The sequence below is a fragment of the Citrobacter sp. TBCS-15 genome, assembly GCF_005280815.1.
Taxonomy (GTDB): domain Bacteria; phylum Pseudomonadota; class Gammaproteobacteria; order Enterobacterales; family Enterobacteriaceae; genus Citrobacter; species Citrobacter werkmanii.
Genome location: NZ_SZWK01000102.1, coordinates 107,164 through 119,876 on the forward strand (window position 1 = coordinate 107,164; position 12,713 = coordinate 119,876).

At 51.0% G+C, this 12,713-nt stretch carries 11 protein-coding genes; 9 read left to right on the top strand and 2 right to left on the bottom strand.

The window, feature by feature from the left end:
• The first annotated feature begins 110 nt into the window (after window positions 1–110).
• Window positions 111–1,157 carry a protease SohB gene (gene sohB / locus FDW96_RS07230; RefSeq protein ID WP_061381240.1) on the top strand — a complete coding sequence of 349 codons (1,047 nt, stop codon included), beginning with the start codon at window positions 111–113 and terminating at the stop codon, window positions 1,155–1,157.
• Between the two features lie 108 nt (window positions 1,158–1,265).
• On the opposite strand, the gene FDW96_RS07235 is transcribed toward sohB, so the two are convergent.
• A complete protein-coding gene (locus tag FDW96_RS07235; protein ID WP_003020616.1) occupies window positions 1,266–1,517 on the bottom strand; it encodes a YciN family protein in 252 nt (83 codons plus the stop codon).
• Window positions 1,518–1,915: 398 nt separating this feature from the next.
• On the opposite strand from FDW96_RS07235, the gene topA reads away from it, so the two are divergent.
• The 5 genes from topA to acnA all read left to right on the top strand — a co-directional run bounded on the left by topA (window position 1,916) and on the right by acnA (window position 9,306).
• Complete coding sequence (gene topA / locus FDW96_RS07240; RefSeq protein ID WP_137350289.1) at window positions 1,916–4,513, top strand: type I DNA topoisomerase; 2,598 nt, start codon at window positions 1,916–1,918, stop codon at window positions 4,511–4,513.
• 208 nt (window positions 4,514–4,721) lie between these two features.
• On the top strand, window positions 4,722–5,696 hold the full coding sequence (gene cysB, locus FDW96_RS07245) for an HTH-type transcriptional regulator CysB (protein ID WP_042308079.1): 975 nt from the start codon (window positions 4,722–4,724) through the stop codon (window positions 5,694–5,696).
• A gap of 314 nt (window positions 5,697–6,010) precedes the next feature.
• Window positions 6,011–6,151: a YmiA family putative membrane protein gene (locus tag FDW96_RS07250; protein WP_213083790.1), complete on the top strand. Its 141-nt coding sequence runs from the start codon at window positions 6,011–6,013 to the stop codon at window positions 6,149–6,151.
• A gap of 3 nt (window positions 6,152–6,154) precedes the next feature.
• Window positions 6,155–6,322 carry a hypothetical protein gene (locus FDW96_RS25030; RefSeq protein WP_167371244.1) on the top strand — a complete coding sequence of 56 codons (168 nt, stop codon included), beginning with the start codon at window positions 6,155–6,157 and terminating at the stop codon, window positions 6,320–6,322.
• 308 nt (window positions 6,323–6,630) lie between these two features.
• Window positions 6,631–9,306: an aconitate hydratase AcnA gene (gene acnA, locus FDW96_RS07255; RefSeq protein WP_137365429.1), complete on the top strand. Its 2,676-nt coding sequence runs from the start codon at window positions 6,631–6,633 to the stop codon at window positions 9,304–9,306.
• A gap of 53 nt (window positions 9,307–9,359) precedes the next feature.
• Here acnA and ribA read toward each other — a convergent pair whose 3' ends face one another.
• Entirely contained in the window at window positions 9,360–9,950 is a 591-nt protein-coding gene (ribA, locus tag FDW96_RS07260; RefSeq protein ID WP_038640958.1) for a GTP cyclohydrolase II, read from the bottom strand.
• Window positions 9,951–10,151: 201 nt separating this feature from the next.
• On the opposite strand from ribA, the gene pgpB reads away from it, so the two are divergent.
• The 3 genes from pgpB to lapB all read left to right on the top strand — a co-directional run bounded on the left by pgpB (window position 10,152) and on the right by lapB (window position 12,550).
• Window positions 10,152–10,916: a phosphatidylglycerophosphatase B gene (gene pgpB, locus FDW96_RS07265; protein WP_042308084.1), complete on the top strand. Its 765-nt coding sequence runs from the start codon at window positions 10,152–10,154 to the stop codon at window positions 10,914–10,916.
• Window positions 10,917–11,065: 149 nt separating this feature from the next.
• Window positions 11,066–11,374: a LapA family protein gene (locus tag FDW96_RS07270; RefSeq protein WP_006684318.1), complete on the top strand. Its 309-nt coding sequence runs from the start codon at window positions 11,066–11,068 to the stop codon at window positions 11,372–11,374.
• 6 nt (window positions 11,375–11,380) lie between these two features.
• The gene (lapB, locus tag FDW96_RS07275; RefSeq protein WP_038640951.1) at window positions 11,381–12,550 is read left to right on the top strand and encodes a lipopolysaccharide assembly protein LapB; all 1,170 of its coding nucleotides are present in this window, start codon (window positions 11,381–11,383) and stop codon (window positions 12,548–12,550) included.
• Window positions 12,551–12,713: the final 163 nt, after the last annotated feature.

Here is a 12,713-nt window from a genome sequence, read left to right on the forward strand (position 1 = left end):
GCTTTGTCATGCTTTTTGCTGATTCAGCACCAGGATGGATGAAGCAAGACGGGTTAAGCAGCCTGTTGTACACTGAGCGGGAATAGCGTTGTTTAACCAAGGTGGGTCTCGTGGAATTGTTGTCTGAATATGGGCTGTTTTTGGCAAAAATTGTCACTGTCGTGGTGGCTATTGCGGTAATTGTGATGCTGATTGTGAACGCGACACAACGCAAGCGTCAGCGCGGGGAGCTGCGGGTTGTTAACCTCAGCGAGCAATATAAAGAGATGAAGGATGATCTGTCGCTGGCATTACTGGACGGGCATCAGCAAAAATTCTGGCATAAGGCGCAGAAAAAGAAACAGAAACTGGAAGCGAAGGCAGCCAAGGCAAAAGCGAAACTGGGAGAGAGTACGTCATCTGATAAACCACGTGTATGGGTGCTGGATTTTAAAGGCAGCATGGACGCCCATGAGGTCAGCGCGTTACGTGAGGAAGTGACGGCGGTGCTGGCAGTGGTTAAACCGCAGGATCAAGTGGTGGTTCGCCTGGAAAGCCCGGGCGGTGTGGTTCATGGTTATGGCCTGGCTGCATCGCAGTTACAGCGTCTGCGCGATAAGCAGATCCCATTGACCGTAACGGTGGATAAAGTCGCCGCGAGCGGTGGGTATATGATGGCCTGCGTAGCCGATAAAATTGTCTCGGCGCCGTTTGCTATCGTCGGGTCGATTGGCGTCGTGGCGCAGATCCCGAACTTTAACCGCTTTCTGAAAGGGAAGGATATTGATATCGAACTGCACACCGCCGGACAGTACAAGCGTACGCTGACGCTGCTGGGTGAAAACACGGAAGAAGGGCGGCAGAAATTCCGCGAAGATCTGAATGAAACCCATCACCTGTTTAAGGATTTTGTGCAGCGCATGCGTCCGACTCTGGACATTGAGCAGGTTGCCACCGGCGAACACTGGTTTGGGCAACAGGCGCTGGCGAACGGGCTGGTGGATGAAATCAATACCAGTGATGAAGTGATCCTCGGGCTAATGGAAGGGCGCGAAGTGTTGAGCGTTCGCTATATGCAGCGCAAAAAACTGATGGATCGCTTTACCGGGAGTGCGGCCGAGAGCGCCGATCGTTTGCTGCTGCGCTGGTGGCAGCGGGGACAGAAACCGCTAATGTAAAATTGTCATTGCCGGATGGTGATGCTAAAGCATCTTACCCGGCCCACAGGATGACAACATCCTGGGCCGGATATGGCAGAGCCGCCATCCGGCAAATCATTTCTTGTATTAATCGATCAAGTGATACTTTTCAGAAAGTACGTGCGCCAGGTGCTTAAACATATTAAACACTGCCGTACTTTTGGGCGTCGGAAGCCCTTGCTCGTCTAAAAAGTAATCGCCGCTGAAAACCAGCACGCCATTTCGCTGCGTAACGCCGGTGGCGACAATCCCCGCCAGCGTGTCCTCATGCTCACGAATGATTTTGTTGGCTTCAATCAGCAGCGTTTCGCGATCGATAGGTTGCGTGTCTTTATGCATTATTTACTCCTTAAACAAGGACATTAGTCTACGCCGAGCCCGGCTTATGGGCAAATATTCCCTGACATAAATTAAGGTCTTACGTCAGGGTTGCAACTGGCGAGATTTGTTTTTGCATGCTAATAAAGTTGCGTAACGCATTTTATCAGGTACAGTGTGACGCTTTCGTCAATCTGGCAACAGATTTGCTTGACATTCGACCAATACTTCGTCGTGCTATAGCGTTTGTGAGCAAAAAAGCCTGTCAACTCAGTTACATGAGAGTTACATTACAAGCGCGAATCAGTTTAAGGGGTTGATATCCACCGACGCAGAGACCATATCGATGTCTCGTCGCCAGTGGAAGGTGAATCAACGTGCGACGCATTCTGGAAGAATCAAATTAGGTAAAGGTGAATATGGGTAAAGCTCTTGTCATCGTTGAGTCCCCGGCAAAAGCCAAAACGATCAACAAGTATCTGGGTAATGACTACGTGGTGAAATCCAGCGTCGGTCATATCCGTGATTTGCCGACCAGTGGCTCAGCAACTAAAAAGAGCGCCGACTCAACCTCCACCAAAACGGCTAAAAAGCCCAAAAAGGATGAACGTGGCGCTCTCGTCAACCGCATGGGTGTTGACCCGTGGCACAACTGGGATGCGCGCTATGAAGTGCTGCCTGGTAAAGAGAAAGTTGTTTCTGAACTGAAGCAACTGGCTGAAAAAGCCGACCACATCTATCTCGCAACCGACCTTGACCGCGAAGGGGAAGCCATTGCATGGCACCTGCGGGAAGTGATCGGCGGCGATGACACCCGCTACAGCCGCGTGGTGTTTAACGAAATTACCAAGAACGCTATTCGTCAGGCGTTCGAAAAACCGGGCGAACTGAACATCGACCGGGTTAACGCGCAACAGGCGCGCCGCTTTATGGACCGCGTGGTGGGCTATATGGTGTCGCCGCTGCTGTGGAAAAAAATTGCGCGTGGTTTGTCTGCAGGCCGCGTACAGTCGGTTGCCGTACGTCTGGTGGTTGAGCGCGAACGTGAAATCAAAGCATTTGTCCCAGAAGAGTTCTGGGAAATTGGTGCTGACACGACCACGCCTGGTGGCGATGCTTTGCCGCTTGAGGTGACGCATCAGAATGATAAACCGTTCCGCCCGGTCAACCGGGAACAAACGCTTGCCGCTGTTAGCCTGTTGGAAAAAGCGCGCTATAGCGTTCTGGAACGTGAAGATAAACCGACCAGCAGCAAGCCGGGCGCGCCGTTTATTACCTCCACGCTACAGCAGGCTGCGAGCACGCGTCTGGGCTTTGGCGTGAAGAAAACCATGATGATGGCACAGCGCTTGTACGAAGCGGGTTACATCACCTATATGCGTACGGACTCAACAAACCTGAGTCAGGACGCCGTCACCATGGTTCGCGATTACATCAGCGATAATTTTGGTAAAAAATATCTGCCGGAGAGCGCGAACCAGTACGCCAGCAAAGAGAACTCTCAGGAAGCGCACGAAGCTATCCGTCCCTCCGATGTCGCCGTACAGGCGGAATCACTGAAAGACATGGAAGCTGATGCGCAGAAACTGTACCAGTTGATCTGGCGTCAGTTTGTTGCCTGCCAGATGACGCCGGCGAAATACGATTCCACCACCTTAACCGTTGGCGCGGGTGATTTCCGCCTGAAAGCGCGTGGTCGTATTCTGCGTTTCGATGGCTGGACCAAAGTGATGCCTGCGCTGCGTAAGGGCGATGAAGACCGTATCTTACCGGCGGTGGATAAAGGCGATACCTTGACGCTTGTCGAACTGACGCCAGCGCAACACTTTACCAAACCGCCTGCGCGTTTCAGTGAAGCCTCGCTGGTTAAAGAGCTTGAAAAGCGTGGTATTGGTCGTCCATCAACGTATGCGTCGATTATTTCCACGATTCAGGATCGCGGCTATGTTCGCGTTGAGAACCGTCGCTTCTATGCTGAAAAAATGGGTGAAATTGTCACCGATCGTCTGGAAGAAAACTTCCGCGAACTGATGAACTACGATTTTACCGCGCAGATGGAAGACAGCCTCGACCAGGTGGCAAATCACGAAGCCGAATGGAAAGGCGTACTCGACAACTTCTTCACCGATTTTACTCAGCAACTGGATAAAGCCGAGAAAGATCCTGAGGAGGGCGGTATGCGTCCGAATCAGATGGTGCTGACCAGCATTGATTGCCCGACCTGCGGACGCAAGATGGGTATTCGTACCGCCAGCACCGGCGTTTTCCTCGGCTGTTCCGGCTATGCGCTGTCGCCGAAAGAACGCTGCAAAACCACCATTAACCTGGTGCCGGAAAACGAAGTGCTGAACGTGCTGGAAGGCGACGACGCGGAAACGAACGCTCTGCGCGCCAAACGTCGCTGCCAGAAGTGCGGCACGGCGATGGACAGCTATCTTATCGATCCTAAGCGTAAGCTGCATGTATGTGGTAATAACCCTACCTGCGACGGCTATGAGATCGAAGAGGGTGAATTCCGCATCAAGGGTTATGACGGTCCTATCGTTGAGTGCGAAAAATGTGGCTCTGAAATGCACCTGAAAATGGGGCGTTTCGGTAAGTACATGGCGTGTACCAACGATGAGTGCAAAAACACCCGTAAGATCCTGCGTAACGGTGAAGTCGCTCCGCCGAAAGAAGATCCGGTTCCGCTGCCGGAACTGCCGTGTGAAAAATCTGACGCGTATTTTGTGTTACGTGATGGCGCTGCAGGTATCTTCCTGGCGGCAAATACGTTCCCGAAATCACGTGAGACCCGCGCGCCGTTAGTGGAAGAGCTGTACCGCTTCCGCGATCGTCTGCCGGAAAAACTGCGTTATCTGGCAGACGCGCCGCAGACGGACCCGGACGGCAACAAGTCCATGGTCCGTTTCAGCCGTAAAACCAAGCAGCAATACGTTGCCGCTGAGAAAGACGGTAAGGCGACCGGCTGGTCCGCGTTTTTTGTTGACGGTAAATGGGTTGAAGGGAAGAAATAACGGCATTCCGCCTGAATTTCTCCTTAAAGGGTCGCGTATGCGACCCTTTTTGTTTCTGGCGTATTATTTTTTGTCATGCCTATACAGCTTACATAGAAATGATATAGTGGTTATAGTTAACACGTTTTTTATTATTAAATCGTATTAGCAGCGCTAACGAGCCTGCTTTGAAACGATGATCTGATGGCATAAATCGGGATGGCTTAACATGAAATTACAGCAGCTTCGCTACATTGTTGAGGTGGTGAACCACAACCTTAATGTCTCCTCAACGGCGGAAGGGCTTTATACCTCCCAGCCAGGCATCAGTAAGCAAGTTCGTATGCTTGAAGATGAACTTGGCATCCAGATTTTTGCCCGTAGCGGTAAGCACCTGACGCAGGTTACGCCAGCGGGGCAGGAAGTCATCCGTATTGCGCGTGAGGTACTGTCGAAGGTGGATGCCATTAAGTCCGTTGCCGGCGAACATACCTGGCCGGACAAAGGCTCGTTATACATCGCGACGACCCACACACAAGCACGTTACGCACTGCCAAACGTGATTAAAGGTTTTATTGAGCGATACCCTCGCGTCTCTTTGCACATGCACCAGGGATCGCCGACGCAAATCGCCGAAGCCGTTTCGAAAGGGAATGCAGACTTTGCCATTGCGACAGAAGCCCTGCATCTGTATGACGATTTGGTGATGCTGCCTTGCTATCACTGGAACCGCTCGATCGTCGTGACGCCGGATCATCCGCTGGCGGGAAAAGCGTCCGTTTCTATTGAAGAGTTAGCGCAGTATCCGCTGGTCACCTACACCTTCGGTTTTACCGGGCGTTCGGAACTGGATACCGCGTTTAATCGTGCGGGTCTGGAGCCGCGGATAGTTTTTACCGCTACCGATGCCGATGTCATTAAAACCTATGTGCGTCTGGGCCTCGGCGTGGGGGTGATTGCCAGCATGGCGGTTGATCCCGTCTCCGACCCTGATCTTGTACGTGTTGACGCGCACGATATCTTCAGTCATAGCACCACCAAAATTGGTTTTCGTCGCAGCACGTTTTTACGCAGTTACATGTATGATTTTATTCAACGTTTCGCGCCACATCTGACGCGAGATGTGGTGGATACTGCGGTGGCGCTGCGTTCTAATGATGATATCGAAGCCATGTTTAAAGATATTAAATTGCCTGAGAAATAATACCAGCTGTTACCTCGTCGGTATCCTCCGGCATAAAGCGATACCGACGGGAAACACTGAACTAATTGATAATTTACAGTGAATAAATTAACCATATATAGTTTATGGAAAAGGTTCTCTAAAGTAGTTTCAAATTAGTCAGCTTGCCAAAAATTCCTTTCAAATATTTATAACCGATCAAACAATCGATTTATTTATCAGGACGAGTCAGAAAATTAACTGGCTTTTTTTCGCCTTTTTTATTAGGATTTCTCCTATCTGATGATTAATTGTACCGATTGTTTGGTGCCTAAATGATAAGTGATTTCGATAGTATGAGGTTAGCGATGCCTTCAGGAAACCAGCCTGCACGCAGGGATCCCGCGATGAAACGTAAAGCCTGGTTTGCTGTTTTTCTCGGCTCCGCTGTGTTCTGGATTGTCGTCGCGCTCGTGGTCTGGCAAGTGTGGGGGTAGGTCATGTCCGCACCGGAACAACACGCCACCGTAACGCCATCTCCTCATGAAAATGAACAAGAGAGCAAGAGCGGCGCAGAGAATGGGCCGGAAATCCCCACCTCCTGGACGCTTTCCCCGGAACAACGCGCGTTTATTGATCTGTTTACTGATGATGAACAGAAACAGTAATTAATACGAATTTTATTGTCATTATTATTCGCCCTCTGTCTGATACTTCGTATGACTTATTACATGCAATCGCGATGTCCCCGCTAATCAGCATATTATCGATTGCATACATACCTGTTACACATTAAGCCTCATAGCCTTCGCTCTCGAACCTTCTCCTCGTAATTTACGCCACACTCCGCTTTTCCTATGTTCTCCACTTTTATCAATTTGAGTTGTTATCAAAGCGTTACATTTTGTTTGTGTTATCTTTAATACTAACCCTGAAGAAAATCAGGGGATCCAACCCTGTCATTTAAGGAGGAGCTATGTCGTCGACCCTACGCGAAGCCAGTAAGGACACATTGCAGGTTAATGATAAAACCTACCGTTACTACAGCTTGCCTCTGGCCGCACAAACACTGGGTGATATCACCCGCCTGCCTAAATCGTTAAAAGTTTTGCTGGAGAACCTGCTTCGCTGGCAGGACGAAAATACCGTTACCGAAGACGATATTCATGCCCTGGCGCGTTGGCTGGAAACCGCGCATGCCGATCGTGAGATTGCCTATCGACCCGCTCGCGTTTTGATGCAGGACTTTACCGGCGTACCCGCAGTGGTCGATCTGGCCGCTATGCGCGAAGCGGTAAAACGTTTGGGCGGGGATACGGCAAAAGTGAATCCGCTTTCGCCAGTGGATCTTGTGATAGACCACTCCGTAACGGTGGATCGTTTTGGTGATGATGACGCTTTCGAAGAGAACGTCCGTCTGGAAATGGAACGTAACCATGAGCGCTATGTGTTTCTGAAATGGGGACAGCAAGCATTCAGTCGCTTCAGCGTTGTGCCGCCGGGAACGGGGATTTGTCACCAGGTTAACCTTGAATATTTGGGTAAAGCCGTCTGGAGCGAATTACAAAACGGTGAATGGGTGGCTTATCCGGATACGCTGGTCGGTACCGATTCCCATACTACGATGATAAATGGTCTCGGTGTGCTGGGCTGGGGCGTCGGGGGCATTGAAGCCGAAGCCGCGATGCTGGGCCAGCCGGTCTCAATGCTTATCCCTGACGTGGTGGGCTTCAAGCTGGTAGGTAAACTGCGGGAAGGTATCACCGCAACCGATCTGGTGCTGACCGTCACCCAAATGCTGCGTAAGCACGGTGTGGTTGGGAAATTTGTTGAATTCTATGGCGATGGTCTGGACACCTTACCTCTGGCCGATCGGGCAACCATTGCGAACATGTCGCCGGAATATGGCGCAACCTGTGGTTTCTTCCCGATTGATGACATCACTCTTGAATATATGCGCCTGAGCGGACGCAGTGAGGAGCAGGTCGAGCTGGTCGGCGCTTATGCTAAAGCGCAGGGGATGTGGCGTAACCCAGGCGATGAACCCGTATTTACCAGCTCGCTGGAGCTGGATATGGGGAGTGTGGAGGCGAGCCTTGCCGGGCCGAAACGTCCGCAGGATCGGGTTGCGCTCGCTGATGTCCCGAAAGCGTTCTCGGCGAGTAACGAGCTTGAAGTGAATAGCTCGCTAAAAGATCGTCAGCCAGTGGACTATACAATGAACGGGCATCAATACCAGTTGCCGGATGGTGCGGTGGTGATTGCGGCGATCACCTCCTGTACCAACACATCTAACCCAAGCGTATTGATGGCGGCGGGGCTGCTGGCGAAGAAAGCGGTTACGCTCGGTCTGAAACGTCAACGCTGGGTTAAAGCTTCACTGGCGCCTGGCTCTAAAGTCGTTTCTGACTATCTGGCTCAGGCCGGGTTCACACCGTATCTCGATGAGTTGGGCTTTAACCTCGTGGGTTATGGCTGTACTACCTGTATAGGTAATTCCGGACCGTTGCCCGATCCTATTGAGACGGCGATCAAAAAAGGCGATCTCACGGTTGGCGCAGTGCTTTCCGGCAACCGTAACTTTGAAGGACGCATCCATCCGCTCGTCAAGACGAACTGGTTGGCGTCTCCGCCGCTGGTAGTAGCTTACGCGCTGGCGGGGAATATGAATATCAACCTGACGAAAGAACCGTTAGGTCATGACAGAAAAGGCGATCCCGTTTACTTGAAAGATATCTGGCCAACTGCGCAGGAAATCGCCCGAGCCGTTGAGCAGGTGTCTACCGCTATGTTCCATAAAGAGTATGCCGAAGTATTTGAAGGCACGCCGGAATGGAAAGCGATTCAAGTTGATCGGGCTGACACCTATGGCTGGCAGTCGGACTCGACCTATATCCGTTTATCGCCGTTCTTTGATGGTATGCAGGCTACGCCGGATCCGGTGCAGGACATTCATGGCGCCCGCATTCTGGCGATTTTAGGCGACTCGGTGACCACCGACCATATTTCTCCGGCAGGTAGCATTAAAGCGGATAGCCCGGCCGGTCGGTATTTGCAAAGCCACGGCGTTGAGCGCAAAGACTTTAACTCCTACGGCTCCCGACGCGGAAACCATGAAGTGATGATGCGCGGTACTTTTGCCAATATTCGTATTCGTAATGAGATGGTGCCAGGCGTGGAAGGCGGGATGACGCGGCATTTGCCGGGGACGGAAGTGGTGGCTATCTATGATGCCGCCATGCAATACCAACAGGAGAATGTTCCGTTGGCAGTCATTGCCGGTAAGGAATATGGTTCTGGCTCCAGTCGTGACTGGGCTGCGAAAGGGCCACGCTTGCTGGGTGTACGCGTGGTTATTGCTGAGTCCTTTGAGCGAATTCACCGTTCTAACCTGATCGGCATGGGGATTCTACCGCTTGAGTTCCCACAGGGGGTTACGCGTAAAACGCTGGGATTAACCGGTGAGGAAGCGATTGATATTACGGACCTGCAAAACATTAAACCGGGGGCGACAGTTCCGGTAAGTTTGTCTCGGGCGGATGGGCGTAAAGAGGTGATTTTGTGCCGTTGCCGTATCGATACCGCGACGGAGTTAACGTATTACCAGAACGACGGTATTCTCCACTATGTCATTCGTAATATGTTGAAATAACATGTAAAAAAGCCTGCGTGAGCAGGCTTTTCTCTGTACCGGGTAAACGGAAATTATTTATTTAACAAATGGCCCATCTTCGCGGCTTTGGTATCCAGATAATGTTCATTATTCGGATTACGACCCACAATCAGCGGTACGCGTTCAACGATATTGATACCCGCTTCGGTCAGAATTTCCACTTTCTTCGGGTTATTGGTCAACAAACGTACCTCGTCAACGCCCAGCAGCTTGAACATGTCCGCACACAGCGTGAAATCACGCTCGTCTGCCGCAAATCCTAACTGATGATTGGCTTCAACCGTATCATAACCCTGGTCCTGCAACGCATAGGCGCGGATTTTATTTAGCAGGCCAATGTTGCGTCCTTCCTGACGATGATAGAGCAGAATGCCACGCCCTTCTTCAGCAATGTGGGACAGGGCCGCTTCGAGCTGGAAACCGCAATCGCAACGCAGGCTAAACAGCGCATCGCCAGTCAGACACTCAGAATGGACACGCGCCAGGACAGGCGTTTGGCCTGTAATATCGCCAAAAATCAGCGCGACATGATCGTGTCCGGTTGCCAGTTCTTCAAATCCCACCATCAGGAAATCGCCCCAGGGGGTTGGCAGTTTGGCTTCTGCCACACGTTTAAGCTGCATGTAATTCTCCAGATTATGCTGGCACTGTCGTGCCGTCGCCTGTTGGCTTCTGTTCTGTATTGCACTATTTTGCCATAAGCCAGCGATGTTCACCTAATTGCGACAACGGATTCGCTTTTGGAATGGCACAAAATTGTCAATTTTTCCGGCGTGCGCATTTTTCAGTTATGATTGTGAGACTTATCGACGAAAGGAGAGGCAATGCTTTCAATTGCAAAGCGCACCGCAGTCGGCGCCGGGCTGCTGCTTATCATGCCGGTTGCTGTATGGGTATCAGGTTGGAGTTGGCAACCAGGGCATAATGTCTGGTGGTTAAAATCCTTGTACTGGGTAACGGAAACGGTGACACAGCCATGGGGAATTATCACTCATGTAGCGCTCTGTGCATGGTTTTTGTGGTGTTTGCGTTTTCGTCTGAAAGCAGCGGTAATGCTGTTTGCGATCCTGGCAGCAGCGATTTTAGTTGGGCAGGGCGTGAAGTCCTGGGTTAAAGACAGGGTGCAGGAACCGCGGCCATTTGTCGTATGGCTGGAAAAAACGCACCATATTCCGGTTGATGAGTTCTACACTTTAAAACGTAAAGATCGTGGGAACTTAGTCAAAGAACAATTAGCCGAACAGCGGGACGTGCCAACGTTCCTACGTAAGCACTGGCAAAAAGAAACAGGGTTTGCTTTTCCATCCGGACATACGATGTTTGCTGCCAGTTGGGCTTTGTTGGCGGTAGGATTGCTGTGGCCACGCAGACGTACGCTGACTATTGCATTCTTGCTCATCTGGGCGACGGGGGTGATGGGGAGCCGTTTGCTGCTCGGAATGCACTGGCCCCGTGATTTGGTGGTCGCAACGCTGATTTCCTGGCTGTTGGTGACCCTGGCAACCTGGCTTGCGCAGCGGATATGCGGGCCTTTAACACCGCCAGTACAGGAGACAAAAGAAATTGCGCAGCGTGAACAAGAAAGTTAGCTATGATTGATTTTTGGAATTTTGCCCTTAAATCAGAAGGCATAAAGCGCTTTTCCATTTCGCACTCGGTGTGAAAATGGTAATTTAAAGGGCTCAACGCGGTAAGTTGGACACGATTTATTCGCTCAAACCACATAACGGGAAGTAATGTGAAATATTTACTCATTTTCTTACTGGTGTTGGCGATTTTTGTTATTTCGGTGACATTAGGTGCGCAAAACGATCAACAGGTTACGTTTAATTACCTGCTGGCTCAGGGTGAGTATCGTATCTCTACGCTGCTTGCTGTATTGTTTGCCGCAGGTTTTGCGATTGGTTGGCTAATTTGCGGCCTTTTCTGGCTGAAGGTTCGAGTGTCTCTTGCGCGCGCCGAACGTAAAATCAAACGACTGGAAAACCAGCTTGCGCCTGCGACCGACGTTGCGGTATCCGCCGATTCGTCGGTTGTAAAGGAATAATTATTTATGTTGGAGTTGTTGTTTCTGCTTTTACCTGTAGCCGCTGCCTATGGGTGGTATATGGGTCGCAGAAGTGCGCAACAAACAAAGCAGGATGAAGCTAACCGACTTTCCCGTGACTATGTCGCCGGGGTTAACTTCCTCCTGAGCAACCAACAAGATAAAGCGGTGGATCTGTTCCTCGATATGCTGAAAGAGGATACGGGCACCGTTGAGGCTCATCTCACCCTCGGAAACCTGTTCCGTTCGCGCGGTGAAGTCGATCGTGCAATCCGCATCCACCAAACCCTTATGGAAAGCGCCTCGCTGACCTACGAACAGCGTTTGCTGGCAGTGCAACAACTGGGCCGCGATTACATGGCCGCCGGCCTGTATGACCGTGCGGAAGATATGTTCAATCAGCTGACCGATGAAACCGATTTTCGCGTTGGCGCATTACAGCAGTTGCTGCAAATTTATCAGGCAACCAGCGAATGGCAAAAAGCCATTGACGTTGCAGAGCGTCTGGTAAAGCTTGGCAAAGACAAACAACGCATTGAGATAGCGCATTTTTACTGCGAACTGGCGTTACAGCAAATGGGCAACGACGATATGGATCGTGCCATGACGCTGTTGAAAAAAGGGGCGGCAGCAGACAAAAACAGCGCCCGCGTTTCCATCATGATGGGGCGCGTATATATGCTGAACGGCGATTACTCCAGGGCGGTTGAAAGTCTGCAACGGGTGATTTCTCAGGATAAAGAGCTGGTCAGTGAAACGCTGGAAATGCTGCAAAGCTGCTACCAGCATTTGGGCAAAAACGATGAGTGGGCAGAGTTTTTACGCCGTGCGGTTGAGGAAAACACAGGTGCCGCCGCTGAACTGATGCTTGCAGATATCCTTGAGGCGCGTGAGGGGACTGATACCGCTCAGGTTTATATCACTCGTCAGCTGCAACGCCATCCTACGATGCGTGTATTCCACAAGCTGATGGATTATCATCTTAACGAAGCGGAAGAAGGGCGTGCCAAAGAGAGCCTGATGGTGCTGCGCGATATGGTCGGGGAGCAGGTACGTAGTAAGCCGCGCTATCGCTGTCAGAAATGCGGGTTCACGGCTTATACGCTGTACTGGCATTGTCCATCCTGTCGTTCATGGTCAACCATTAAACCTATTCGCGGGCTTGATGGACTGTAATTTTTAAAAAACATTCAATTTAGTTACAACATCCTAATGAAGTATAACCATCCCATCATCAACCTCCGCTGCCAGCTCGCCGGGCAGAAATGTAATCGTGCCTGTTAATTTTCTATTGCCGCAGGTAGAATGCACGCCGTTTACCCATTTTGCGCCACCGGTG